Below are 23,621 nucleotides of genomic sequence, written 5' to 3'. Positions count from 1 at the left end.
CGTTATGCGCAGGCGGGCGGCTGCGGCGCAAGCCATGCGTCGAACGGCGCCAGCTCGCCGATGTTGAACAGTTCGAGCAGCAGCGCGCGCAGCCAGCGATGGCCGGGGTCGGCGTCGAAGCGCCGGTGCCAGTACGCGTTGACGGCCCATTCGCTTGCGCCGGCGATCTCGTACAGCGTGCACGGCTGCCGCGCCGCAAACGTGATCGCGATCGTCTCCGGCAGGATCAGCGCGTAGTCGCCGTCCTGCAGCAACGCGGGCACCACCATGAAATCGGGTAGCGCCGCGCGCACGCGCGGCATCAGCCCGTGCCGCTCCAGCAGCTGCATCGATTGCGGATGCGACGTGACCGCGACGAAGCGCAGCGCGTCGGGCGCCTCGCCATCGAGCACGTAGTCGTCGGGCAACGCGACGCGCTGCGCGGTGCGGCGCGGCATCAGCAGCACGCAGCGCTCGTGCAGCAGCGCGGCGCGCTGGAAATGGCTCGACGCGTCGGCGAAATGCCCGAGCGCGAAGTCGATGCGCCCCGATTCGAGCGCGACGTTGAGCTGGCATTCGTCGACGTGCAGCGTCTCGATCACCGCGCCCGGCGCGCAACGGGCGAATTCGGCGAGCAGCGTCGGCAGGAACGCGCTCGCCGCGAAATCGCTCATGTGCAGGCGGAACACGCGCTGCGTGCTGTCGGGCGTGAAGCGCGAGCCTTCGTCGAGCACGTCCTGCAGGATCGCGAGCGCCTTGTCGACCGACAGCGCGAGCCGCTGCGCGCGCGGCGTCGGCTCGACGCCGGTGCCGGTGCGCACGAACAGCGCGTCGCGGAACATCAGCCGCAGCCGGCCGAGCGCATAGCTGACGGACGGCTGCGTGACGCCGAGCCGCAGCGCCGCGCGGCCGACGTGCCGCTCCTCGTAGACCGCGCGAAACGTCTTCAGCAAATTGAGATCGAGATCCTGCACGCGCAGTTCGGACGGGTCGCTGTCGTGCGGCGCGGATTCGGCGCGGGCCGGGGCCGCCGGGCGGCCGGTTGCGGAGTGCGTCATCGGGGTTGCCTCGCGGTGACGGAAGGCGCGTGGCCGTAACGCCGCGCATACGCCTTCGCGAAATGGCCGAAGCCATGGATGCCGTGCGCGATCAGCACGTCGGTCACGCTGCGCGCGTCGCCGCGTTGCAGCGCCGTGTGCACGGCGGCGAGCCGGCGTTCGCGCACGTAGGCGGCCGGCGTGGTGTGCAGGAACGCGCGAAACGCGTGCTGCAGCGTGCGTGGCGCGACGCCCGCGACCGCCGCGAGCGCGGCGAGTGCGAGCGGTTCGCCGAGGTGCGCATCGACGTGATCGCACGCGCGGCGCACGTGGGCCGGCAAGGGCGGCGTGCCGCGCGCGAGCGCATCGCTGTACGAATGCGGCAGGTGCGTGAGCAGCAGCGACATCAGCCACGCGGTGAGGTCGGCGCCGAAGGTCGTCGCGGCCGTGCCGATACCCGGCTGCGCCCCGAGCCGGCACAGGTATTCGAAGGTCGGCAGCAGCAGCGCGGCGCCCGCGCCGGCGCCGCCGGCCGCGAGATCGAACTGCAGCGGCCGCGTGAGCGTGGCCTGCAGCATGTCCTGCAGCTTGCGTTCGAGCGCGCCGCGTTCGAGCCGCAGCACGAGGTTGCGGCAATCGGGGCTCGTGCTCAGGCGGCTCGCGAGTGCGGGCGACGACACGGTCAGCTCGCCGGGGCCGGCGCGCGCGACGACGCTGCCGGCCTGCAGCTCGCAGGCACCGGCGAGCGTCAGCCGGAACAGGAAGTGATCGGCATCGCCGCCGAAATCGATGCGCGTTTCGCGGCCGTAGCAGAGTTCGAGCAGCGCGCCGTGATGCAGCGGCACCTCGTACAGCTCCGCCTGAAACGGATCGCGGCCACGTGCGGCCATCCGGTGCGGCCCGAGCCGGTGCGCGACCGCGCGTTCGACTTCGTCGGGGGCGTGCAGCGTGCCGAGCCGGTTCGGCGCATGGCGGGACAGGGCGATATCCATTCACGGACCTCGTAGCGGATGCAGGGGCTTGGCGGCAGGCGCATCGCCGCGATTGCGTTGCGCGAACGGGCGTGCCGTTGCGCGTTTTGAAGCGACGCGGCGAAAGCCGCCGCGTAGTCTCGACAACACTCAATCACCGGGAGAAGACGATGAAGGTATGTGTTCTGGGCGGCGGCCACGGCTGCCATGCGGCGGCCATCGACCTGCTCGAGAAGGGCCACGACGTGACGTGGTGGCGGCGCGACCGCGAGCCGCATGCGCGGGTGCGCGAACTCGGCGTGCTGAACGTGACCGACTATCGCGGCAAGCGCACGGTGCCGCTCGGCGATGCGCCGGGTGCGATCCGCCTGACCGGCGATCTCGCGGCCGCACTGCGCGGCGCGCAACTCGTCGTGGTGCCGCTGCCTGCCACGTCGCACGACGCGCTCGCCGCGCAGGTCGCGCCGTTGCTGGAGGACGGCCAGGTCGTCTTCCTGCCGCCCGGCACGTTCGGCAGCTTCGTGTTCGCGCAGGCGGCGGCCGACGCCGGCAACCGTTCGCGCGTCGCATTCGCCGAGACGGGCACGTTGCCGTACCTGGTGCGCAAGCATGGCGACAACGACGTCGTGATCAGTGCCTACGCGACGCGCTTGCCGACCGGCGTGTTTCCGGCGAATGCCGCCGGTTGGGCATTCGACGTGCTGCGCGCGGGCTATCCGTCGGTCGAGCCGGTCGAGGATGCGTTGTCCGGTGCGTTGATGAACGCGGGGCCCGTGATCCATCCGCCGCTGATCCTGATGAATGCCGGGCCGCTCGAACACTTCGACGCATGGGACATCCACAACGAAGGCACGCAGCCGTCGATCCGTCGCGTGACGAACGCGCTCGACGCCGAACGCATCGCGGTGCGCGAAGCGCTCGGCTACCGCGCGCCGCATTTCCCGCTCGCGGATCACTACGCGGCCGAAGGCGACGAATGGATGTACGGGCGCGGCGCGCACGGCAAGCTGACCGATAGCGGCGACTGGCGCGAGAAGATCGATCTGCGCACCCATCGCTACATGCTCGAGGACACCCGGCTCGGGCTGTCGTTCATCGTGTCGTGCGGGCGCTGGGCCGGGGTGCCGACGCCGGTTGCGCAGGGGCTGTTGAGCATCGCGAGCGCGGTCGCGGTGCGCGACCTGTATGCGGAAGGGCGCACGCTGGAGCGGCTCGGGATCGCAGCGCTGTCGAAGGATGCGATGCGCACGCTGCTCGACAAGGGAGTCGCCGGAGTCGCGGCATGAGCGCGGCCGCCGAAGTGACGCGCGTGCACGTGCTCGGCGCAGGGCGCATGGGGCAGGGGATCGCGCTCGTGTTCGCGTTCGCGGGCCTCGACGTGACGCTGATCGACTTCAAGCGGCGCGATGCGACTGGCCAAAGCGCGTTCGACGATCGCACGCGCGACGAGATCGCCAGGCCGCTGCACGCGCAGGTCGCGCTCGGCCGTATCGATGCCGCGCAGGCCGATGCGATCGTCGCGCGCATCGCGCTCGTCGCGCGGGAAGGTGCGGCGGAGGCCGTGCGCGATGCAGACGTCGTGTTCGAGGCGCTGCCCGAAGTGCTCGATGCGAAGGCTGACGCGCTGCGCTGGCTCGGCGCGCATGTCGATGCGCGCGCAACGATTGCGTCGACCACGTCGACGTTCGTCGTCACCGAATTGCAGCGCCATGTCGCGCATCCGGAGCGGATGCTGAACGCGCACTGGCTGAATCCCGCGCTGCTGATGCCGCTCGTCGAGATCAGCCGCAGCGATGCGACCGACCAGTCGGTGGTCGACGCGCTTGCCGCGCTGCTCGAACGCGTCGGCAAGAAACCGGTGATCTGCGGGCCGGCGCCCGGCTACATCGTGCCGCGCATCCAGGCGCTCGCGATGAACGAGGCAGCGCGGATGGTCGAGGAAGGTGTCGCGAGCGCGGAGGACATCGACACGGCCATCCGCACCGGCTTCGGCCCGCGTTTCGCGGTGCTCGGGCTGCTCGAATTCATCGACTGGGGCGGCTGCGACATCCTGTACTACGCGTCGAAGTATCTGGCCGGCGAGATCGGCCCGCGCTTCGCACCGGCCGCGAGCGTCGTACGCAACATGGAAACCGGGCGCGACGGGGTGCGCACGGGGACCGGCTTCCACGACTATGCAAACGTGGATGTGCCCGCGTACATGCGGCAGCGGCTCGGCGAATTCGCGCGGCTGCTCGATCATCTCGGGCTGGCGCCGGTGTTCGACGGCGCGCGGCGCAACCCGGACGCGTAGCCCGGACGTCGCAGACGCGTGAGCTTGCGGTGCCACGAAAGCGCGCACGTGGCACCGTGAACCGGCGGGGCGCTCGCCCGTCGGCAAAGGCACGGGCGTGGCGGCCGGCACGGGCCGCGCGCTCATGCCGCCTCGCCGCGCGCGTCGGCGGCCGGGGCGGTACGCGTCTCGCGCATCACGCACAGCGTCGCGACGGTCACGAGGCCGAGCGCGATGAGGAACAGCGACACCGGCCACGACGCGTGATAGTGCGCGAGCAGCGCCGTCGCGATCAGCGGCGACATCCCGCCCGCGAAGATCGATGCGACTTCATGCCCGAGCGCGACGCCCGAGTAACGCACCTCGGTGCTGAACAGCTCGCCGACGAGCGCGGGCAGCGTGCCGATCATCGCGCCGTGACTCACCGCCGTGCCGACCGTGAGCGCGAGCCACACGAGCGGCGTCACGCGTGTGTCGAGCAGCCAGAAGAACGGGAACGCGCATGCGACGAGGCTCAGCGCGCCGATCAGGTACACGGGCTTGCGGCCGATCCGGTCGGACAGCCGGCCCCACGCGAGCATTGCCCCCATCTCGACGATCATCGCGATCATCACGCCGGTCAGCATCACGCCGTTCGGAATGCCGACGTACTTGCCGTAGACGAGCGAGAACGCGAGGAAGATGTACGCGCTGCCGTTCTCGGCCACGCGCAGCCCCATCGCCAGCAGGATTTCCTTCGGGTGGCGACGGACGCATTCGACGATCGGCAGATGCGTGTGCGCGCCGCGCTTGCCGGCCTGCTCGAAGTCGCGGCTTTCCGGCAGATGGCGGCGGATATAGATGCCGATCGCGAAGATGACGATGCTCGCGAGGAACGGCAGCCGCCAGCCCCACGTGCGGAACGCGTCGTCGGGCAGCGCCTGCGCGGCGAGAAACGCGGCCGACGACAGCACGAAGCCGCCGCCCACGCCGAGCTGGCTCCACGCGGCGTAGTAGCCGCGCTGTTCCGGCGGTGCGTTTTCGCTGATCATCAGCACGCCGCCGCCCCATTCGCCGCCGGACGCGATCCCTTGCAGCAGGCGCAGCGCGACGAGCGCGGCCGGCGCCCACACGCCGACCTGCGCATAGGTCGGCAGCAGGCCGATCGCGAAGGTCGACGCGCCCATGATCAGCAGCGTCCACACGAGCGACGCCTTGCGCCCGTAACGATCGCCGACGTGGCCGAACACGATTCCGCCGAGCGGCCGCGCGACGAAGCCGAGCGCGAAGGCCGCGAACGCGGCGAGGCTGCCTGCGAGCGGCGACGCGCCGGGCGGGAAGAACACATGGCCGAACACGAGCGCCGCGGCCGTGCCGTACACGAAGAAGTCGTACCACTCCATCGCGTTGCCGGCGACGGAAGCGATGACGATCCGGCGCAGCTGCCGGTCGGCGAGCGGCCGGGCGGCGCTCGGGAATTGCACGGTGTCGGTCGGGACCATGGCGGACTCTGAAGGGGAGGCGGGCGCGTGCCGTCTTTGCAGCACTGCGGGCTAGTGTTGTCGGCACCGTGCCCCCGGTCAAATCCGCAGAAAAAGGGGAGGGTCATCACTCCGGCTGATGATGGCGATGGCGCGGCCGCGCATGGATCCGTTCGCCGCCGCGCTACCCCTGCCATCCGGGAAAACCACATCGGCACATCGCCCGTCGCCGTTTCGTCAGCTTGCTTACGCAGGCCATTCACGTCCGATCAAAACGCCCCGCGTCCAGCGGACTCGCGCGCTTTCGTTTCTCTTGCAGGGGCGCACCGTCCCTGCTCATCTCCCCGCTATTCGATTTTCAACTGTCGCCCAGTTGAACATTTCATTTCTTGATGTGATTGCGGCTGGATACCATCCAGCAAATGTCTATACAACCCGAACCCGATCGGCGCGTATGGGCAGGATCAAAAAAAAACACAACACAACATCGATGAACAGGTTTGGAGAAGAGGAGACGGAGATGGTGCGAATGAAGGGTGGGAAAACAGGCGCCGCAGGCGTGGGCGCGGCGGTCGCGATGCTGTTCGCCGGCGCCGCGCATGCGCAGTCGACGGTGACGCTGTACGGGATCGTCGACGCGGGCGTGACCTACACGAACAACGCGAAGGGCCATGCATTGTGGCAATTCACGGGCGGCAACGAATCGGGCCCGCGCTGGGGCTTGATCGGCACCGAGGATCTCGGCGGTGGCCTGAAGGCGAACTTCCGCCTCGAGAACGGCTTCAACGTCGCGAACGGCGCGCTCGGGCAGGGCGGCCGGATGTTCGGGCGTTCGGCGTGGGTCGGCCTGAGCGGCGCGAACTGGGGCGCGGTGACGCTCGGCCGTCAGTACAACTCGGTGCAGGACATCCTCGGCTCGCTGCAGATGAGCAGCTTCCTCGCGCAGTACTCGACGCACCCGTTCGACAACGACGACGTCAACAACACGTTCCGCACCAACAACGCGGTGAAGTACGTGTCGCCGACGATCGCGGGCCTGCAGGCGAACCTCGTGTACGGCTTCTCGAACTCGACGGGCTTTGCGAACGACAACAGCTGGAGCGCCGGCGTCACGTACGCGAACGGGCCGCTCAACGCGGGGGCCGCGTATGCGCGCGTGAACCATCCGGCGGTCAGCACGACCGGTGCTGTGGCGTCGGACAACTACTATCCGGCGTCGGAATCGGTGTTCGGTGCGAGCCTAGGGAACGCGATTCGCCAGCAGATCTGGGGCGCGGGCGGCAGCTACGCGATCGGGCCGGCGACGCTCGGCCTGCTGTACACCGGCTCGAACTTCGGGCAGGCGACGGGCGGCGCGCTGCGCTTCAACAATTACGAAGGCAGCCTGCGCTACATGGTGACGCCGGCGCTGATGGCCGCAGCCGGCTACACCTATACGCAGGTCGCGCGCGGCAGCGACAGCGGCCACTACCACCAGGTATCGGCCGGCGTGCAGTACCTGCTGTCCAAGCGCACCGACGTGTACGTGAACGGCTTTTACCAGAAGGCGTCGTCGGGTATCGGCCAGGCGTGGATCGACGGCACCGACAGCGCGTCGTCGACGACGTCGCAGGTGGCGGTGGTGGTCGGCATCCGCCAGAAGTTCTGATGTTCTGACGCGTTCGCGCGTCTTCCGGAGGAGACACTCATGAAACTCAAACTGTTGCTGGCGGCGTTGCCGTTCGTCGGGATGTACGCCGGCGGCTCGCTCGCCGAGGCGCGGCCGCTGCTGTTCGGCTTGCCGTTCCTGCTCGTGTGGAACCTGATCTGGATGGCGGCGACCGCCGCGATCCTCGCGATCCTGTTCCATCTCGACGAACGCGACGCAGCACGCGACGGCCGCCCGGGAGACGCGCGATGAACGCTTCGATCGTCATCATCGCGGCGTTCGCCGTGTTCGCGCTCGCCATTGGCGTGATGGCGCGCCGCGGCCGCAAGCTCACGCTCGAGCAGTGGGCGGTCGGCGGGCGCGGCTTCGGCTCGCTGCTGACGTTCCTGCTGATGGCCGGCGAGGCGTTCTCGACGTTCTCGTTCCTCGGCGCGAGCGGCTGGACCTACAGCAAGGGCGTGCCCGCGTTCTACATCCTGACGTACGGCTGTCTCGCGTGCGTGATCGGCTACTGGATGCTGCCCGCGATCTGGCGCCACGCGAAAGCGCGCGGGCTCGTGTCGTTCGCCGACTACTTCGCGTCGAAGTACGACAGCCGCGCGATCGGCGTGCTGGTGTCGGTCGTCGCGGTGTTCGCGATGGTGTCGCTGCTGATGATCCAGCTGCGCGGGCTCGGCGTGATCGTGTCGGAGATGTCGTACGGGCTGATCCCGCAGGCGGCCGCGATCTGGATCGCCGCGACGCTGATGGCCGTCTACATGGTCGTGTCGGGCATTCACGGCTCGGCGAACATCGCGATCGTCAAGGACGTGCTGATCCTCGGCATCGCGATCTTTCTTGGCTTGTACCTGCCGATCCACTACTACGGCGGCCTCGGCGCGATGTTCGCGAAGATCGACGCCGTGCATCCGGAACTGCTTCGGATGCCGGAACATGGCTTCAACCTGAGCTGGTACAACTCGACGATCCTGCTCACGTCGCTCGGCTACTACCTGTATCCGCACGGCTTCACGGCGATCTACGTCGCGAAGGACGAGCGCGCGTTGCGCCGCAACGTGATCCTGATGCCGCTGTACCAGGTGCTGATCGCGTTCCTGTTCCTGGTCGGCTTCGCGGCCGTGATGACCGTGCACGGGCTCGAAGGCGCACAGACCGATCTCGCGCTGCTGCGGCTCGTGAAGCAGACGTTCCCCGCGTGGTTCGTCGGCATCGTCGGCGGCACGGGCCTGCTGACCGCGCTGGTGCCGGGTTCGCTGATCATGCTGAACGCGTCGACGACGGTCGCGCGCAACATCTACCGCGAAGGCTTCGCACCGAACGCGACCGACCGCGAGGTGACGCGCGTCGCACGCATCGCGCTGCCGATCTTCACGCTGGTGGTCGTCTACTTCGTGCTGCGCGGTGGCGCGACCTTCGTCACGCTCGCGATCTTCTCGTCGAGCCTGCTCACGCAGCTCGTGCCGATGCTCGCATCGAGCTTCCTGAAGCGGCCGTTCGGCACGCGCGAAGGCGCGTTCGCGGGCATTGCAGCCGGTGCGATCGTGATCGCGATGACGAACTACTATGGCGTGACGCTCGCGTCGCTGTTCCCCGGCGCATCGACCACGCTGACGTCGATCAACCCCGGGCTCGTCGCGCTCGCGGTGAATGCGGTGGTGTTCATCGCGATCAGCGCGGGGCAGCGCAAGCTGAAGGCGCGTGTCGCGGCGCCGGTCGGTTCCGCGTGACCGCTTTCGTGCAGGGCCGCTGGACGGCCACCCGATCAATCGAACACCAACAGGACACCGAGCGATGACTACCGAGGACCAGCAACAAGACAACCGCGAAGCGATCGACACGCTGATCGCGCATGGCTGCGTGATCACGATGGACCCGCAGCGGCGTGTGATCGAGAACGGCGCGGTCGCCGTGAAGGGCGATCGCATCGTCGCCGTGGGCGGCACCGATGAGTTGCAGGCCCGTTACCGCGCCGTGCGCACGATCGACGCACGCCGCAAGGCCGTGCTGCCGGGCCTGATCGATGCGCATGCGCATGCGGGCCACGCGATGCTGCGCACGATCGGCGGCGCGGATGGCGACGCGTGGTCGGCCGCGGCCGAGACGATCTACACGCGCGCATCGGACGAGGCGTTCTGGGAAACCGAATCGCATCTCGCGGCGCTCGAACGGTTGAAGGCCGGTGTGACGACGGGCGTGTCGCTGCTCGGCGGCGGCAATTCGATCATGCGCGTCGACGATCCGGTCTATGCGCGGCGCCATTGCGATGCGGTCGTGCGTACCGGCACGCGTTCGATCGTCGCGGTCGGCCCGTCGCGTCCGCCCGCACCGCGTGTGTACACGCGCCACACGCCGGACGGCAGCGTCACGCGCGACATCGATTTCGACACGATGCTCGAAGTGTCGAAAAGCATCGTCGACCAATGCCACGGCGATGCCGACGGCCGGATCCGCATCGCACTCACGCTGCCCGTGTACGGGCCCGAACACGATCCCGAACTCGCGCAGTACGAACGCGACTTCCGCGATCAGGCCGCGTGCTACGGCGCGCTCGCGCGCGAGCGCGGGCTGACGTTCACGCAGGACGGCCACCGCGCGGGCACGCTCGCGTTCGCGCATCGCGAGCTCGGGCTGCTCGGCCCGACGTCGTTCATGTCGCACAGCATCGACCTGACTGACGACGACATCGCGGCGTGCGTCGAGACGGGCACTGCGATCGTCCACAACCCGAGCGCGATCATGTCGATCATCGGGCGCTGCCCGGTGCCCGAGCTGATCGATGCGGGCGTGACGGTGGCGATCGCGTCGGACGGCGCGGCGCCCGATCGCGGCTACGACATGTTCCGCCACATGTGGCAATGCATGCATTACCACCGCCGGCATTTCCGCGATCCGGACGTGCTGCCGCATGGCAAGGTGCTGGAGATGGTGACGATCGACGCGGCGAAGGCGCTGTCGGTCGATCACGAAGTCGGTTCGCTCGAAGCCGGCAAGCTTGCCGACCTCATCCTCGTCGACCTGTTCCGGCCGCACATGATGCCGATGAACATGCCCGTGTATCGCGTGACGTGTTTCGCGAATGCGGCCGACGTGTGCATGACGATGGTCGGCGGAAGGGTGCTGATGGAGGATCGGCGCGTGCTGTCGGTCGATGAGGAGGCGATTCTCGAACGGGTGAACGAGGTCGCTGCGATCACGATCGAGCGCGGCGGGTTGCGTCATTTGCTCGACGAGCCGAAGACGCTGTGGGGGCGCAGCCGCTATTGATTTACAAAAGTTGACGCGACGGGCAGAACTCTTTTCGGTGTTACGGCGACTAAGGAGTCGCCATATTGATAGGAGTGGATATATGAACTTGAGGATTCCTCTCGCCGCTGCCGCGCTGATCCTCGCCCAGGCCGCATGGGCCGCGGGCCCCGCGCCCACGAAAACATGGACGATGAGTGCAATCCCCGGCGATCGCGCGGCGAGCGACGCGTTCACCGCAATGAAGAAAGGTCACGCAGTGCCGGCATGGGTGACGAACGGCACCGAATCTCCGGGAACCACCGTCGTGTTCGGCGAGCACGACGTCTACGTGATGACTGCCTGTAAGCCGCACAACTGCGGCTCGGAGCGCATCGCGGTGCTGTACGATCCGCAGAAGAAGGTGATGTACGGCGTGCTGTCCGTCGCAGGTCCGAAGGATGGTGCCGAGAAGCTGACTTGGCTCAATATCGGCGGCGGTAGCGAATCGATCGACGGACGGACGATTCTGTATGCGGCACTGACGGGCAGCCTCGAGAACCACCCTGAAGCGTTCAATTACAAGTGACGCCGGCCGCTTGCCGGCCTGTCATGCATCCGTCGTCATCGCTGCACGAACGGGCTGTCCGAAGCACGGGTGCGGGGGCAGGTCGGTGAGTATGTCGATCCGCGGTCGGTCTGGCGGTCGCACAATCTCGTCTTTGCGTGGGACGACCTGGCGAATCTCGTCATTCGTTGAGGTCCGGTGACGGAAGCGCGGTGGTGTGGAACCGGCGATATCGAAGGTGCTCGTCGGCTTACTTTCTTCGCGACCGATAAAGCGTGGGCCAGTCGCCCGGTTCGACACCGCCGCAGGTCTCCTGTCGCGACGCGGCGGCAATCTGAAATGCCTGGCCATCCCAGATCCAGTCGGCCCGAAAACCGCAGTCAGCCAGGCCGCGCCCCTTGGCAACCGTCGACAGGGTGCCGGTAGCCGGATCAAAGTCTGGTTCGACCAGCGAGGGATTCAGAACGCCGCCCGCGGGATCCGTCAGCTTGATCGGCTCCGGTGCGCCGCCCCCCGCTCGCGGGGCGATGAACACGTCCGACGATCCCTGGTACGCCCCCGCGATGCATGGAAGAAACACCAGCGCCTTCCGTGAGTCGAGTGCATGGGCGGCTTCTTCGAGATGGTTTGACGCATTCTCCTCACAGCTGCTCGCGTCCCGGATGCGTTTCGTGCGTGCGATCAGGCTTTCCTCCTCCTGATCGGACAACCGCGCAGCGATCTTCCGTGCCGGCACGACCGGCAGTGACGGTGCGGGTGTCACCTGGGAGGCGGGCGTAGGGCCCGTGCGGATCCACGCGGTCACACCGCCGATGCGCCCCTGCCGGTCATCGATGCGCAGGAGGGCGGCGGCCAGGCCGTCGAGCGGAATATAGGCGTTCTTGTCCGAACCGACCTGAAGCCTGGCGCCGTTGCGTAGCCGCGATACGAAGGCTGCCACGGCCGCCGGCCGCTTTGTCGACAACGTCGCGAGATTGCTGGTGGAGTCGACGTTCACGCGCCAGGCCGACTCGTCCAGCCGCAGCGGCTTCCCATCTACACGCAGGTCATCGAGATCGACACTGTCGTTGGTGACGACATTCAGCCGTGCTTCGAGCGAACCGTCCGGCCCGGCGCTGCGAATGAAGCGCAAGTCTGCGCTGGCTTCCCCGCCGCTCGCGAAACCCTTCGCCTCGCAGGCCAGGCCGTTGTCGCAGGCGACCAGCCATGACTTGAAGGTGTCGTAGCTGCCCGCACTGACCGCTTGGGGAGGCGTTGCCCTGGCGACGTGCGGGACGGCTGCGCTGGCGCAAAGCGCAATGAGTGCCGCGCTCAGCTCGATGGCGCGAGTTTTCATGGGCTTCCATGGAGTTGAGGATGACGTGCATCGTAACGCGCGTGATGCCACGGGAACGAAAGGGTCGCGGTGTCGCGTTTGTTCGACATCGGATCGAGCCGCGCACGGTCAGGACAATCCGATCGGCCGCGACGTGTCGATTGCACCGGCGTTTCCATCCATCGCGTCAGCGACGGAAGATGAATTCCAGATCGGTCGCGTCGCCGACCTTGAATTCGTACGTGCCGACGCGCTTGAAACCGGCCTTCTCGTAGAAGGCGATGGCCTTCGCGTTGCCGGACCACACGCCCAGCCATACCGGGCCGGGGCGTTCCGTTGTCAGATAATCCAGTGCGGAGTCGAACAACGCGCGCCCGGCGCCGGTCCCTTGCGTCCCCCGTCGAAGGTAGATTTGATGGATCTCCCCCGAACCGTCGGCCACTTCCGGGTGCGGGAGCTTGCATGGCCCCGCGTGGGCATACCCCACCAGCTGGCCGTCGTCGCTTTCGGCGACCCACGTACGGCACTCGGGATCGTTGAGCTGGCCCGTGATCGTTTCGACCGAGTAGGTCTCGGCCTCGTACGCAGCCAGATCGTTCGGCGGGTAGTCGATGCCGAATCCGTCGTGCAGAAAGGTTTCGCGAAACGTGTCGCGCTTCAGTTCGGCAAGCGGGATGGCATCGGACAGGGTGGCAACGCGGATCAACATGGAGGCGGGTTCGGTTCGTCGGTCGGGCAGACAGTTTATCCCGGGTGACGAGAGGTTTGCGATCGCCTGGTTGACCTGCGTGCGCGGCGTGCAAAGGGCTTTTGCGCTCGACCTTGATCACCCGCACTGCATTCATGCGGATGCCGGTGGTTGACCGCCGACGGACATGCTAGGATTTCCGACAAATAACTTCGGAGACTGCCATGCCGTTCATCTGCGAAAACGTTGAATGCCGCGCCGTGCTCGCGCGTGGGCAGGTCAGGCCCCATCAAGAGGACGGGGGGTGGTGCTTCTACTGCCCGGACTGCAAAGCCAGGAACGAGTTGATGCATGTCGACGGGGCCGGCGGCGCTGTCGAGCTGGTTCAGCCGGAGCGAGCCAGCCCTCCGCATAAGGTCGTTGCGACGGCTCGACCGCTGGAGGATGGCAAATACGCGGCGCAATTGAGCGTTCAGCGGGCGCTCGCCGTGAGAGGAACGTACGCGGCCGAAGAGCACTGGGATCAGCTCGGTGTATTCGGCGACGAACAGGAAGCCGTCGCGCACGCGAAGTCGTTCGCCACCGACCTGTTGCAGCGAGCGGCATAGTCGCCCCATTCGATGCTGACGGGCCGTGCAGGTCGCGATCGTTCGCGACATGTGTCATCGCTTGTCCAGCACGGCGATACAGTCGATTTCCACGAGGAAGTCCGGATTCGGCAATGACGCCACGATAGCGGTACTTCGGGCCGGGAATTTCCCGGCCTGGAAGTATCCCGCGTAAATGCGGTTCATCTCCTTGAAGTCTTCACGCCGCACCAGCATCACATCCACCTTCACCACGCGACCCCATCCCGTGCCCGCGGCCTTGAGGATGCCCGTGACGTTCTCCATCGCCTGATTCATCTGTCGGCTGAAGTCACCGACGGCGAGCTTGCCGTTCCGGTCATAAGCGGGAATGCCCGAAACGAACAGAAGATTGCCGGCTTTGACGGCCGGGGCGAGCGGTACGGGGATCGTGTACTGGTCGGCGGCCTGCACATATTCCAGCGGTGCTCGTGCGGAAGCGGCTTGCTGACCGAAGGGGGGCGTGCAGCCGCATAGAAGGAGGCCGGATCCGATGAATCCGGCAACAAGGCAGCGCGTTCGCATCGTGTTTTCTCCCGGGATCGGTCCTGTGCGCGATCCGGCAGTGGGGACGTTGCGAGACAGCGGATCGTGAACTCCTCCAAACAGTTTAGGAAATCGAAGCACGAACGGTTAGGCCGCGCCGTGCGGGATGGCTTCGTATCGCGAAGCACGGATTGCCGGCGCGCCGTTTGTCCTACGAAACAGCCGCCTGACGATCGGCGTCGACAAGTCGAGAACGTGAAGAAGGGGCGTCGTGCATTCGCGCATGGCGCCCCTTCTCGTTGTCCGCTTTCGTCGGTCAGTTATAGATATCGAACGAAAAATACTTCTTCGCGATTCGCTGGTACGTGCCGTCCTGGATCAGGCTCGCGAGCGCCTGGTTGATCTGCGTGCGCAGCGCGTCGTCGTCCTTGCGCACGCCGATCGCGGACCCCACGCCGAGCGTCTTCGGATCGTGCAACGGCGGCCCCGCGAACGCGAAGTTCGCGCCCTTCGCGGTTTTCAGGAAACCGAGGTCGGCCTGCACCGACGATTGCAGCGATGCGTCGAGCCGCCCCGACAGCAGGTCCTGGTAGACGAGATCCTGCGTCTGGTACGTGCGGACGACCACGCCCTTCGGCTCCCAGTACGTGCGCGCATACGTCTCCTGCGTCGAACCCTGCTCGACGCCGACGCTCTTGCCCTGCAGCGATTCGGGCGTCGGCTGCAGGTTCGCGCCGCGCCGCGCGACGAGCCGGGGCGGCACGTTGTTGATCTTGTCCGTGAACGCGATCTGCGCGAGGCGCTTCTCGGTCACGCTCATCGACGACAGCACGCCGTCGAACTTGCGCGCCTTCAGCGCCGGGATCATCCCGTCGAACGCGTTCTCGACCCACACGCAGCGCACCTTCATCCGTTCGCAGATCGCGTTGCCGAGATCGATGTCGAAGCCGACGAGCTTGCCGTCAGGCGCGAGCGATTCGAACGGCGCATAGCTGGGGTCGACGCCGAGGCGCAGGACCGCCGGATCCTTCGCGGCGGCGACGCTGGCCGTCAGCGCGAGCGCAACGGCCAGAACGAGCTTTTTCATGACTGTCTCCATGTTTGATTTTCGATCTTCGATCGATGTGGTTGGTCGTAATGCGAATCAGTGGCCGTCGGGCGTGACTACCCGCGCCCGGCCATGCGCGGGCGGCTGGACAGTGCGCCGGAAGCGGCCGGCGAAAAGTCCGGATTCGAAAGGGGGCGTTAGCGGGCGGCGCCGGTGATGCGCGCCATGCTGTGCCGGTAGCCGGCGGGCGTGAACGCGGCGTTCAGCGTGGCCATCGCGGCGATCACGCCGAGATGCATCCACCACGCGATCGCGAAGCCGCCGCCCGCGTCGCGCAGCCAGCCGATCAGCCAGGGGCTCGCCGCGACGGTCAGGAAGCCGATGCCCTGCACGAATGCGGCGAGCGCGCCCGCGAGCCGCGCATCGGGCAGGTGGTCGAGCGTGACGATCAGGCTCATCGAGAAGAAGCCGCCGAGACCGAGGCCGACGCTCGCGACCCACAGCCACGGCGCGAGCGCGGGCAGCGTCGCGAACCCGGCGAAGCCGGCCGCCTGCAGTGCGAGCGTGAGCCACAGCACGGCGCGGCGGTCGGGCGAACGCTTCGCGAGCATCGGCATCGCGAGCGCGCCGGTCGCCTGGAACAGCGCCATCCACGCGAGCAGGTTGCCGCTCGCTTGCGGACTCATGCCGATGCTGCGGTAGAACGCGGGCAGCCACGCGACGAGGCTGGCGTAGCCGCTGTTGCTGAGCCCGAAGAACAGCGCGAGCTGCCACGCGCGCGGAATGCGGGCGAACGCGAGGATCGGCGCCGACACGGCTGTTGCGGGCACGGCGTCGCGCGGTGCCTTCGCGCGCCACAGCGCGAGCGTGACGAGCGCGGGCACGGCCCACACGGCGAGCGACAGATGCCAGCCGCCGTGCGCGGCGAGCCACGGGCTCGCGACCGCGCCGAAGGCGCCGCCGCCGACCAGCGCGGCCGAATAGAGGCCCATCGCGAGCGGCAGCCGGTCGATGAACCAGCGCTTCGCGAGGCCGGGCACGAGCGCCTGGACCACCGCGACGCCGGCCCCTGCGACGATCGCGGTCGCGATCAGGCCCGCGCTGCCGCCGGTCCACAGGCGCGCCGTGCAGCCGGCCGCGATCAGCGCCAGCGCGACGGTCAGCGCGCGCTGCTCGCCGACGCGCCGCGCGAGCCCGACGCCGATTCCGGCGACGACACCCATCAGCACGAACGGCAGCGTGGTCAGCAGCGCGGCCGCGCGAAAGCCGAGGCCCGTGTCGGCGCGCACGACGTCGAGCACGGGGCCGAAGGCGGTCAGGAACGGGCGCAGGTTGAGGCCGGCCAGCACCAGCAGCGCGAGCGCGCCATAGGACACGGAAGCCGCATGCGGGCGGGGGACGGCTTGCGCGGTGCCGGGTTCGGACATCGGGATGCTCCAGGGAGGGGCCGGTGGCCCGGTGATGCGATGCCGAAAGGGTAAGCGCGCGCTACGCCAGGTGAAAATTAAATATTCGACTGGGAATCAGTGCGGAATGCGATGGATTCTCACGGGGCGACGGGGACGGATGGGGGCGGCCGGCGGCGGCGGGCGATACAGCGCGATGGCGCGCGACGGCGCGTTCGTCAGACGAAACGCGTACCGTCATGCGACGGGTATCTGCTCGGCCCGGGCTTGCTCGCGTGCGGCCACCAGTTTCCGGACGAGCGCGCGATCGGCCGCCGTTTCCGGCGTAAAGATCACGAGCGTCTGGTCGGGCCGGCCGCTCACCGCGAACGCCGAGTATTCGAGCGCGATTCGCCCGACTGCGGGGTGGTGGATTTCCTTGGTCCCTTCTTCGTGCGAGCGGACATCGTGGTCGCGCCACAGCGCGTCGAACTCGGCGCTCGTCGCGCGCATCTCGTCGACGAACGCCTGCACGGCCTGCGTCGCGCCGCCGCGCGCGACGTCGGCGCGAAACGCGCCTACCGCGAACCGCGCGACGCGTGCCCAGTTCGCCTGCACGCCGCGCACGTGCGGATCGATGAAGATGAGCCGCAGGATGTTGCGCCGTTCCGGCGGCAGCGTCGTGTAGTCGGTCAGCGTCGCGGCCGCCGCGTCGTTCCACGCGACGACGTCCCACGTCGCCGAGCGCACGATCGCGGGGCTCGCCTCGAGCGAATCGAGCACGTGCTGCACGCGCGGCGACACATGGTCGGTCGCGTGATAGCGCACTTCCGGCAGGTGGCCGACGCCGATCAGGAACAGGTGCTCGCGCTCGGCGTCGTTCAGCAGCAGCGCGCGGGCGAGCCGGTCGAGCACGTCGGCCGACGGCGCGCCGCCGCGCCCCTGTTCGAGCCACGTGTACCACGCGGTGCTCACGTGCGCGCGCTGCGCGACTTCCTCGCGCCGCAGGCCCGGCGTGCGGCGGCGCGTGGCCGGCAGCCCGAGCGCGGCCGGGTCGAGTTTCTCGCGGCGGTCCCGCAGGTACGCGCCGAGCAGGTTGTCGGGGGCGTCTGGCATAGCCTGTTAGTTCGTTTACCGGTAAACCGTCACGACTTCACCGTGCGCGGCGGTCGACAGATAGTAAGCCTCCATGCCATTCGGAGGGGTTGAACATGCGTGTCTTTGTTACTGGAGCGTCGGGGTTCGTCGGCTCGGCCGTCGTGGCCGAACTCGTTGCCGCCGGGCACTCGGTGCTCGGCCTTGCGCGGTCCGATGCGGCTGCCGAGTCGGTCGCGGCGGCTGGCGCCGACGTCCTTCGCGGGTCGCTGGAGGATCTCGACAGCCTCACGCGCGGCGCCGAAGCCGCCGATGCGGTGATCCATACGGGATTCAATCACGACTTCTCGCGCTTCGCGCAGAACTGCGAGCTCGATCGTCGCGCGATCGAGACGATCGGCGCGGCGCTCGCGGGCTCGGCGCGCCCGCTGGTCGTCACGTCGGGGCTCGCGCTCGTCGCACCCGGGCGCGCGGCGACGGAAGACGATCCGCACGTGCCGGTGTCGTCGGCCTACCCGCGTGCGTCCGAAGCGACCGCGGTCGCGCTGGAAGCGCGCGGCGTGCACGCGTCGGTCGTGCGCCTGCCGCCGTCCGTGCACGGCGACGGCGATCACGGCTTCGTGCCGCGCCTGATTGCATTCGCGCGGGAGAAGGGCGCGTCGGCCTATCTCGGCGAGGGCGACAACCGCTGGCCGGCCGTGCACCGGCTCGATGCGGCGCGCGTGTACCGGCTCGCGGTCGAACGCGGTGCGGCCGGCGCGCGCTATCACGCGGTCGACGATACGGGCGTGCGGTTCCGCGACATTGCGGACGTGATCGGCCGGCGGCTGAACGTGCCGGTCGTCGCGAAAACGGCGGCAGAAGCCGGCGAACACTTCGGCTGGTTCGCGATGTTCGCGGGGATGGATGCGCCCGCAACGAGCGCGCGCACGCGTGCATCGCTCGACTGGGCGCCGACGCAGCCGGGGCTGCTGGCCGATATCGACCGGCCGCGGTATTTCGAAGGCTGAGCGGGCGGGTGGCGGTCGTGCCGTCGCTGACGACAGGCACGCCCGCCGCCCGCATGACACCCATGCGGGCCGCGCGTCATTCCGCCGGATGCAGATCCTGCAGCAGCGTCGGCACGAGCTCCGACACGGTCGGGTGGATGTGCATCGCGCGGCTGATCGTCGTGTACGGCGCACCCGCGGCCATCACGTCGAGCATCCCGTGCACGACTTCGTCGCCCGTCACGCCGAGGATCGACGCGCCGAGGATCGCATGGCTGTCCGCGTCGACGATCACCTTCATGAAACCCTGGCTCTCGCCTTTTTCCACCGCGCGGCCGACGCGCGTCATCGGGCGCGTGCCGACGAGCAGCCGGCGGCCCGTCTGCTTCGCTTCCGCGAGCGTCATGCCGACGCGGCCGAGCGGCGGATCGATATACATCGCGTACGCGGTGATGCGATCGGACACCTTGCGCGGATCGCCGTCGAGCAGATTGGCCGCGACGATTTCGTAGTCGTTGTACGCGGTGTGCGTGAACGCGCCGCGCCCGTTGCAGTCGCCGAGCGCCCAGATGCCGGGCACGTTGGTGCGCAACTGGTCGTCGACCTCGATATAGCCGCGTGCGTCGATCGCGACGCCCGCACGGTCGAGCCCGAGATCGTCGGTGTTCGGCACGCGTCCGACCGCAAGCAGCAGGTGCGAGCCCGCGACCTCGCGGCCGCCGCCCGCGCAGTCGAGGCCGACCGCGATGCCGTCGCCGTCGCGCCGTGCGCTCAGGCAGGTCGCATCGAGCTGCACGTCGATCCCTTCGTTTTCGAGAATCTCGCGCACGGCCTGCGACACGTCCTCGTCCTCGCGGCGGATCAGGCGCGCGCCCTTCTCGACGATCGTGACCCGCGACCCGAAGCGGCGATACATCTGGCCGAATTCGAGCCCGACATAGCTGCCGCCGACGATCACGAGATGCTCGGGCAGGAAGTCGACGTCCATCATCGTCGAGTTGGTCAGGTACGACACCGAGTCGAGGCCCGGCATGGCCGGCACCTGCGCGCGTCCGCCGACGTTGATGAAGATGCGTTCCGCTTCGAGCACGTCGTCGCCCACGCGCACCGCATCGGCGCGCTCGAACCGGGCGTGCCCCTGCAACACGGTCGTGTTCGCGAGGCCGCGCACCCATTGCTCGACGCCGTGGTTCGAGCGGCCGGAGATCTGGTCCTTGCGCGCCTTCACGGCTTTCATGTCGACGGTGACGGGGCCGACCGACACGCCGTATTCGCCGGCGCGTCGCGCGAGCTGCGCGGCGTATGCGCTCGCGATCAGCGTCTTGGTCGGAATGCAGCCGGTGTTCACGCAGGTGCCGCCGAAGCGGCCGCGCTCGATGATCGCGACCTTCATCCCGGCGGCGGACAGCCGCGCGGCGAGTGGCGGCCCGGCCTGCCCGGTGCCGATGACGATCGCGTCGAAGTGTTGCGTCATGACGTCCTCCTGTGCGGGTGCAGCGAGGGAACGCGTGCGGGCGAGCCGCGTGCGATGCCGGCGCACGGTCGCGCGACGGCGAGCGCCTATGGTAGCCCTGTTGGCGTGCGCTCGCGAGTGCGGGCAGGGCGGGGGCAGCGGGGCGTGACGGCGTCGGGTCGTGCCCGCGCCGGCCGGCGTGCGATGCAACCGGCCGCAGCGCGTCGCCCCGGCCGCGTCAGTCCTTGCGTTGCCACTGACTGAACGACACCGGCCGGTGCGCGTCGGCGCGCGTGACGGTGACGTGGTCGGGCTGGTCGTCGAGCGGAAACGATTCGGTGACGATCCGGTTCGAAAACAGCCACCCGTGCGTGTGCGGGTCGTAGCGGAACGTCACGTAGTCGCTCCAGTGCTGCCCGCACGCGACGAAGTTCTGCACGGTGAAATAGCGGCCTTTTACGGCAAAGCCGTTGTCGCCGGCATCTTCGGGATCGAACGGGTCGCACTGGCCGCCTTCGTTCGCGCGCAGCACGACCTGGTCGTTGCGCGCGACGAGCCGGAACGCGTGATCCGGTTGTTCCTCGAAGATCAGCAGCGGACGCGGCGACGGCTGCTCGCGCGTATCAACCGCCCGATGCACGACCACGAGAAAGCTGTGCCGCCCGTTGTCGAGATCCGGCCCGGCCTGCGCGAGCAGCGGCTGGTAGCCGGGCGGCAACTGCGTGGCGATCGATTTCGGCAGGTCGCCGGCGCGGGCGTCGAGCGACAGCGCGGCGAGCAGCGGGAGGAGCACGAAGGGCAGTCGGGAAACGCGCATGACGGGGTGTCCGGTCGAAAGGAGGAAGGGCGCGTCGAGCGCGCGGGTCTACCGATCTCGCCCGAGAAATTCGGTGCCCGGCATCGGATTGAACGCGACGGGCGGCGCGGATCTCGATCATGGGCGGCGGCGCGAATGACGGGAAAGAGGGCCAGCATAGCAGCGCAAGGCCGCTTTCGGCCATGCGCGAAGCGTGCCAGAATCAGCGGCTCGACCGTCGGAAACGACACGCAGGCGTCGGCGATTCGGCGTCGCTCATCAAGGAGACTTCGATGACTGCATCGGCTGCCGTACTCGCCATCCTGGCTGCGCTGTTTCTCGGCGCGATGATTCCGGGCCCGAGCTTCGTGCTGGTTGCCCGCAATTCGATCGGGCTGTCGCGCCGCGACGGGCTGGCCACCGCGCTCGGCATGGGCATCGGCGGCATCGTGTTCGGCGGCGTCGCGCTGGCCGGGCTCTATACGCTGCTGCAGGCGGTCGAATGGCTGTACGTGGGCCTCAAGGTGGCGGGCGGCGCGTACCTGATCTACATGGCGTCGAAGATCTGGCGCGGCGCCGACCGGCCGATCGCGATGGACGATCCGCAGGCGATGGCCGGCGGCAGCGCGCGCAAGTCGTTCTGGACGGGCCTCACGACCCAGCTCAGCAACCCGAAGACGGCGATCTGGTACGGCAGCATCTTCGCGGCGCTGCTCCCGCAGCATCCGCCGCTGTGGTGCTATCTGGCGCTGCCGCCGCTCGTGTTCGGCGTCGAGTTCGGCTGGTACACGATCGTCGCGCTGTGCTTTTCCACGCGCCGGCCGCGCGAGCTTTACCTGCGCGCGAAAAAGTGGGTCGACCGCGTCGCGGCCGGCGCGATCACGCTGCTCGGGCTGCGATTGATCCTGAACGCGCCGAAAGCGGGGATCTGACCGCTTCCATTCCCGATCTGCATCGCACGGCGGCCGGCCATTCCCGTGGCTGGCTGCTGGCGCGCACCGCGCGTACGCGCATCGGCATCAGGCTTCGCTGAACCGCTCCAGCAGCGCCGCGAACCGCGTGTCGTCCGGAAATTCCTTCACTTCATACCGCACCGGGTGATGCCCGGTGGCCGTCATCAGGTCGCCGCACGTGCGCTGCAACTCGGCCATCGGCACGTAGGCCGACTGTCCGGTCGACGCGCGATGGAGCGCGACGATATCCGTCTCGGGCAGCAGGGACGGCACGCCGTCGCTCCACACGCCGATGCTGAACAGGCTGCCGTCCTGGCGCTTGTATACCGAGTAGGTCGCCACGAAGATGTCGGTGCCGTCGCGCTCATGCAGGTCGTTGAGCAGCATCCGCTGATCCTGGTAGTCGCCCGCGAGCTCGCCGATGCGCAGCGCGTGGAGTTTCGATGCGAGTCCTTCCGGCACGAAGCGCCGCCAGGCGGCGCCGTCCCAGCGCAGCATCAGCGGCGGTAGCGGGCGCGGCTGCGCCTGCGCCTGTTCGGCAAGGTCGACCATGGCGGCGAGCCCGGCCGGATTGCGGTCGCCGGTGAGCAGCAGCACCGCTCGGTTCGGTGCCATCACGACCGGCGCGCCGGCGATCGGCTGCCGGTGGAGCAGGTCGGTCAGCAGCAGCCGCGCCGCGTCGTAGGAGTCGTCGAATTGCGACAGGAATACCCCGTTCGGCAGCGCGGCCCACGGCTTCGACGATGCGGCCCGCAGGTTGTCGATCGCGATGTCGCATGCGTCGTCGAACGAGACGCCCCATTGGTCGAGCGTCGCGGTCGGCAGGCGTGCGATGTTGAACTCGCCGTCGTACGCGATGCCGATCTCGATGTTCTCGCACAGCGGCCGGAACGCCAGCTCCGTGATGCCGAACTGCCCGGCCGTTTGCAGCGCGGTCACGCAGCGTTCGGTCGCGCTGCGGATCACGGGGCGCAGCCTGGCGCGCGCGGCGGCGAAATCCGCCGGGATCTCGTGCTGCATCATCGCGTTCGCCTGGCGCTTCAGCACGGTGTCCCGTTCGGACGGCTTCGCGGCCGCGTAGTCGCGGAACAGGTTGTTCAGGTTGATGATGTTCGACGGGGCATCCGACTGGACGAGACAGCCCTTCTCGTCCTCGTGGCGCCAGGTGCGTGTGTCGCCCGATGCGCGCAGCGTGGCGATCAGACGTTCGGCGAAAGCCTGCGGGGTCGGCGGTTTGCCGAAACGGTCGCGCAGGCGCGTGACGAGATTGGCAAGCATCGTAGGCGGTCGGGACGGGCCCGTCTGTTGTCGTTGTGGGTCGGTGGCGCCCGGTCTCGGCGGCGCAGCCCGCGGCCGGCACGCGTGGCTCGGCGGGTGCTGCGATGGTAGCGCAACGCGGCAGGTATCGTCGGAGGATATTCGCGATCGGCGGGCGACACTGCTGTGGGCGAGGGCGAGGGCGAGGGCGAGGGCGAGGGCGAGGGCGAGGGCGAGGGCGAGGGCGAGGGCGAGGGCGAGGGCAAGGGCAAGGGCAAGGGCAAGGGCAAGGGCAAGGGCAAGGGCAAGGGCAAGGGCAAGGGCGCGGCAGGACCGTCGCCGCAGCAGCCCCCGGTTGCCCGCCAAGCCTTGC

General features: G+C 68.4%; 22 protein-coding genes. 10 read left to right on the top strand and 12 right to left on the bottom strand.

Annotation, left to right across the window (positions count from 1 at the left end; translation table 11 throughout):
* Positions 1–2: 2 nt before the first annotated feature.
* Together ACN8ZM_RS27335 and ACN8ZM_RS27330 are read right to left on the bottom strand one after the other, a co-directional pair.
* Positions 3–1,037 carry a LysR family transcriptional regulator gene (locus tag ACN8ZM_RS27335; protein ID WP_420211286.1) on the bottom strand — a complete coding sequence of 345 codons (1,035 nt, stop codon included), beginning with the start codon at positions 1,035–1,037 and terminating at the stop codon, positions 3–5.
* On the bottom strand, positions 1,034–2,008 hold the full coding sequence (locus ACN8ZM_RS27330; protein ID WP_420211285.1) for an AraC family transcriptional regulator: 975 nt from the start codon (positions 2,006–2,008) through the stop codon (positions 1,034–1,036). Before ACN8ZM_RS27330 ends, ACN8ZM_RS27335 begins: the two co-directional genes overlap by 4 nt.
* 149 nt (positions 2,009–2,157) lie before the next feature.
* Here ACN8ZM_RS27330 and ACN8ZM_RS27325 point away from each other — a divergent pair, with 149 nt between their 5' ends.
* Both ACN8ZM_RS27325 and ACN8ZM_RS27320 read left to right on the top strand, forming a co-directional pair.
* The gene (locus ACN8ZM_RS27325) at positions 2,158–3,273 is read left to right on the top strand and encodes an NAD/NADP octopine/nopaline dehydrogenase family protein (protein ID WP_420211284.1); all 1,116 of its coding nucleotides are present in this window, start codon (positions 2,158–2,160) and stop codon (positions 3,271–3,273) included.
* Entirely contained in the window at positions 3,270–4,280 is a 1,011-nt protein-coding gene (locus tag ACN8ZM_RS27320) for a 3-hydroxybutyryl-CoA dehydrogenase (protein WP_420211283.1), read from the top strand. Before ACN8ZM_RS27325 ends, ACN8ZM_RS27320 begins: the two co-directional genes overlap by 4 nt.
* A 122-nt stretch (positions 4,281–4,402) precedes the next feature.
* Here ACN8ZM_RS27320 and ACN8ZM_RS27315 read toward each other — a convergent pair whose 3' ends face one another.
* Positions 4,403–5,740, bottom strand: a complete 1,338-nt coding sequence (locus tag ACN8ZM_RS27315) for an MFS transporter (protein WP_420211282.1) — start codon at positions 5,738–5,740, stop codon at positions 4,403–4,405.
* 499 nt (positions 5,741–6,239) lie between these two features.
* On the opposite strand from ACN8ZM_RS27315, the gene ACN8ZM_RS27310 reads away from it, so the two are divergent.
* From ACN8ZM_RS27310 to ACN8ZM_RS27290, 5 genes are all read left to right on the top strand, one after another.
* Positions 6,240–7,367: a porin gene (locus tag ACN8ZM_RS27310; protein WP_420211281.1), complete on the top strand. Its 1,128-nt coding sequence runs from the start codon at positions 6,240–6,242 to the stop codon at positions 7,365–7,367.
* 39 nt (positions 7,368–7,406) lie between these two features.
* Positions 7,407–7,619: a DUF3311 domain-containing protein gene (locus ACN8ZM_RS27305; protein WP_043178234.1), complete on the top strand. Its 213-nt coding sequence runs from the start codon at positions 7,407–7,409 to the stop codon at positions 7,617–7,619.
* Positions 7,616–9,094, top strand: coding sequence for a sodium:solute symporter family protein (locus ACN8ZM_RS27300; protein ID WP_420211280.1), 1,479 nt, complete (start codon positions 7,616–7,618; stop codon positions 9,092–9,094). Before ACN8ZM_RS27305 ends, ACN8ZM_RS27300 begins: the two co-directional genes overlap by 4 nt.
* Before the next feature lie 64 nt (positions 9,095–9,158).
* Entirely contained in the window at positions 9,159–10,631 is a 1,473-nt protein-coding gene (locus ACN8ZM_RS27295) for an amidohydrolase family protein (RefSeq protein WP_420211279.1), read from the top strand.
* Between the two features lie 172 nt (positions 10,632–10,803).
* On the top strand, positions 10,804–11,178 hold the full coding sequence (locus ACN8ZM_RS27290; RefSeq protein ID WP_420211278.1) for an Ivy family C-type lysozyme inhibitor: 375 nt from the start codon (positions 10,804–10,806) through the stop codon (positions 11,176–11,178).
* A gap of 229 nt (positions 11,179–11,407) precedes the next feature.
* Here the strand turns inward: ACN8ZM_RS27290 and ACN8ZM_RS27285 are convergent, their stop codons facing one another.
* Both ACN8ZM_RS27285 and ACN8ZM_RS27280 read right to left on the bottom strand, forming a co-directional pair.
* On the bottom strand, positions 11,408–12,493 hold the full coding sequence (locus ACN8ZM_RS27285) for a DUF1176 domain-containing protein (RefSeq protein ID WP_420211277.1): 1,086 nt from the start codon (positions 12,491–12,493) through the stop codon (positions 11,408–11,410).
* A gap of 166 nt (positions 12,494–12,659) precedes the next feature.
* Positions 12,660–13,181 carry a GNAT family N-acetyltransferase gene (locus ACN8ZM_RS27280; protein WP_420211276.1) on the bottom strand — a complete coding sequence of 174 codons (522 nt, stop codon included), beginning with the start codon at positions 13,179–13,181 and terminating at the stop codon, positions 12,660–12,662.
* A 203-nt stretch (positions 13,182–13,384) separates the two neighbouring features.
* Between ACN8ZM_RS27280 and ACN8ZM_RS27275 the strand changes: the two genes are divergently transcribed.
* Positions 13,385–13,768: a hypothetical protein gene (locus ACN8ZM_RS27275; RefSeq protein WP_043178226.1), complete on the top strand. Its 384-nt coding sequence runs from the start codon at positions 13,385–13,387 to the stop codon at positions 13,766–13,768.
* Positions 13,769–13,822: 54 nt separating this feature from the next.
* Here ACN8ZM_RS27275 and ACN8ZM_RS27270 read toward each other — a convergent pair whose 3' ends face one another.
* The 4 genes from ACN8ZM_RS27270 to ACN8ZM_RS27255 form a co-directional block, all read right to left on the bottom strand.
* Entirely contained in the window at positions 13,823–14,311 is a 489-nt protein-coding gene (locus ACN8ZM_RS27270; RefSeq protein WP_420211275.1) for a RidA family protein, read from the bottom strand.
* A 277-nt stretch (positions 14,312–14,588) separates the two neighbouring features.
* Positions 14,589–15,359 (bottom strand): ABC transporter substrate-binding protein, encoded by a 771-nt coding sequence (locus ACN8ZM_RS27265; RefSeq protein ID WP_043178224.1) that lies wholly within the window; start codon positions 15,357–15,359, stop codon positions 14,589–14,591.
* A gap of 158 nt (positions 15,360–15,517) precedes the next feature.
* Positions 15,518–16,747: a cyanate transporter gene (locus ACN8ZM_RS27260; protein ID WP_420211274.1), complete on the bottom strand. Its 1,230-nt coding sequence runs from the start codon at positions 16,745–16,747 to the stop codon at positions 15,518–15,520.
* A 216-nt stretch (positions 16,748–16,963) separates the two neighbouring features.
* On the bottom strand, positions 16,964–17,821 hold the full coding sequence (locus tag ACN8ZM_RS27255) for a helix-turn-helix transcriptional regulator (RefSeq protein ID WP_420211273.1): 858 nt from the start codon (positions 17,819–17,821) through the stop codon (positions 16,964–16,966).
* A 95-nt stretch (positions 17,822–17,916) separates the two neighbouring features.
* Here ACN8ZM_RS27255 and ACN8ZM_RS27250 point away from each other — a divergent pair, with 95 nt between their 5' ends.
* Positions 17,917–18,810 carry an SDR family oxidoreductase gene (locus ACN8ZM_RS27250; protein WP_089453587.1) on the top strand — a complete coding sequence of 298 codons (894 nt, stop codon included), beginning with the start codon at positions 17,917–17,919 and terminating at the stop codon, positions 18,808–18,810.
* Between the two features lie 76 nt (positions 18,811–18,886).
* On the opposite strand, the gene ACN8ZM_RS27245 is transcribed toward ACN8ZM_RS27250, so the two are convergent.
* Positions 18,887–20,263, bottom strand: coding sequence for an FAD-containing oxidoreductase (locus tag ACN8ZM_RS27245; protein WP_420211272.1), 1,377 nt, complete (start codon positions 20,261–20,263; stop codon positions 18,887–18,889).
* 217 nt (positions 20,264–20,480) lie between these two features.
* Positions 20,481–21,059: a hypothetical protein gene (locus tag ACN8ZM_RS27240; protein ID WP_420211271.1), complete on the bottom strand. Its 579-nt coding sequence runs from the start codon at positions 21,057–21,059 to the stop codon at positions 20,481–20,483.
* 272 nt (positions 21,060–21,331) lie between these two features.
* Here ACN8ZM_RS27240 and ACN8ZM_RS27235 point away from each other — a divergent pair, with 272 nt between their 5' ends.
* Positions 21,332–21,970, top strand: coding sequence for a LysE family translocator (locus ACN8ZM_RS27235; RefSeq protein WP_043179179.1), 639 nt, complete (start codon positions 21,332–21,334; stop codon positions 21,968–21,970).
* 87 nt (positions 21,971–22,057) lie between these two features.
* On the opposite strand, the gene ACN8ZM_RS27230 is transcribed toward ACN8ZM_RS27235, so the two are convergent.
* Positions 22,058–23,269: a hypothetical protein gene (locus ACN8ZM_RS27230; RefSeq protein WP_420211270.1), complete on the bottom strand. Its 1,212-nt coding sequence runs from the start codon at positions 23,267–23,269 to the stop codon at positions 22,058–22,060.
* Positions 23,270–23,621 lie beyond the last annotated feature (352 nt).

Source organism: Burkholderia aenigmatica (assembly GCF_048627025.1).
GTDB lineage: Bacteria > Pseudomonadota > Gammaproteobacteria > Burkholderiales > Burkholderiaceae > Burkholderia > Burkholderia aenigmatica.
Note: the sequence above shows the minus strand (reverse complement) of the source record. Positions and strands in the feature narration are given on the sequence as shown.